A 1,166-nucleotide genomic window follows, 5' to 3' on the forward strand; every position below is an offset into this window, starting at 1 on the left:
GGGACCCTCAATGGCCGACCGGATTACGGCACTGGATACGATCGGTATTAATGTCATTGCCATCGTTGCTGTTTTATCCATGATGCTTCATACCCAAGCTTATCTGGATATTATTCTGTTGATCGGCATTCTCGCTTTTCTAAGCACAGTTGCATTTGCACGATACATTGAACGGGGGGCGGTATTCAAAAATGAAGGAGATCGTTGATGGAACCGCCGGCATTGTCATTGGGCTCATTGTCTTGCTGGGAGCATTACTGAGCGCATTTAGTGCGTTCGGACTGATCCGACTGCCAGATGTATATTTACGGGCGCATGCCGCCACCAAAAGCACTACACTCGGCGTACTTTGTGTACTGAGCGGAACGTTTCTCTTCTTCTGGTATTTCGATAACTATATCAGTGCTCGGGTATTGCTTGGCATTGTGTTTGTATTTATCACGGCACCGGTAGCCGGTCATCTCAACGGACGGGCTGCCTATCGTACAGACGTACCCCTATGGGAACAAAGTGTACAGGATGAACTTGAACCACTCTTGAAAGGTAAAAAGGTCAACCATGAAGCCAAAGATATGATAGAATAGTCACTTGGTTTATAATCAAATACCCCCGGGACATGCCGTATATTACGTGGCCGTCCCGGGGGTGTTTTTGACTATACGATTTAGCTTAGTCCAATCTATGTTCGTGGAGTAGCGGAAATAAGCTATATTTAATCCATTCAAAATCCATTTAGTCCCTGCCTTCTCAGATCAGCAGCAACGATTCGTGCAAGCTGGGCAGCACCATCACGATTCGGATGCAGCGTGTCTCCTGTCATATACAAGGCCAGTGTTGCAGCCGGTCCAATGGAAGTGAAATAAGCCGAACTGAGTTTGTTCAGTTCTACAAGCGTCACGCCCTCTTCCTGAGCCAGTGCACGTGTAGATGCATTGTACCAGCGATTCTCCGCAGTATGCACATTGGCTGAATTGAAATCAGTTGCCCGACCCTGAGGCGTCGATAAAATGACGGTGGCTCCTTTATTTTTGGCCTGACGGACCATGTCACGCATGATCTCCTTGAACTCTGCTTCGGTTGTATTGTTCTTGGCGTTGGTATCATTAATCCCTAATTGCAAAATAAAGTAGTCTCCTGGCTTAATATACTTCAAAATCGCTTCCATC

At 46.7% G+C, this 1,166-nt stretch carries 3 protein-coding genes; 2 read left to right on the forward strand and 1 reads right to left on the reverse strand.

Annotated features, from left to right (window positions below):
* Window positions 1-208 (forward strand): monovalent cation/H+ antiporter complex subunit F (locus tag gpAD87_RS22945; protein ID WP_064641158.1); only part of this gene is annotated, 208 nt, incomplete at its 5' end.
* Window positions 192-584 carry a monovalent cation/H(+) antiporter subunit G gene (gene mnhG, locus gpAD87_RS22950; RefSeq protein ID WP_064638850.1) on the forward strand — a complete coding sequence of 131 codons (393 nt, stop codon included), beginning with the start codon at window positions 192-194 and terminating at the stop codon, window positions 582-584. The genes gpAD87_RS22945 and mnhG, both read left to right, overlap by 17 nt.
* A gap of 137 nt (window positions 585-721) precedes the next feature.
* On the opposite strand, the gene gpAD87_RS22955 is transcribed toward mnhG, so the two are convergent.
* Window positions 722-1,166: GDSL-type esterase/lipase family protein (locus tag gpAD87_RS22955; protein WP_231952795.1), on the reverse strand; the 445-nt coding region annotated here is incomplete at its 5' end.

The organism is Paenibacillus sp. AD87 (assembly GCF_001659845.1).
Lineage (GTDB): Bacteria > Bacillota > Bacilli > Paenibacillales > Paenibacillaceae > Paenibacillus > Paenibacillus marchantiae.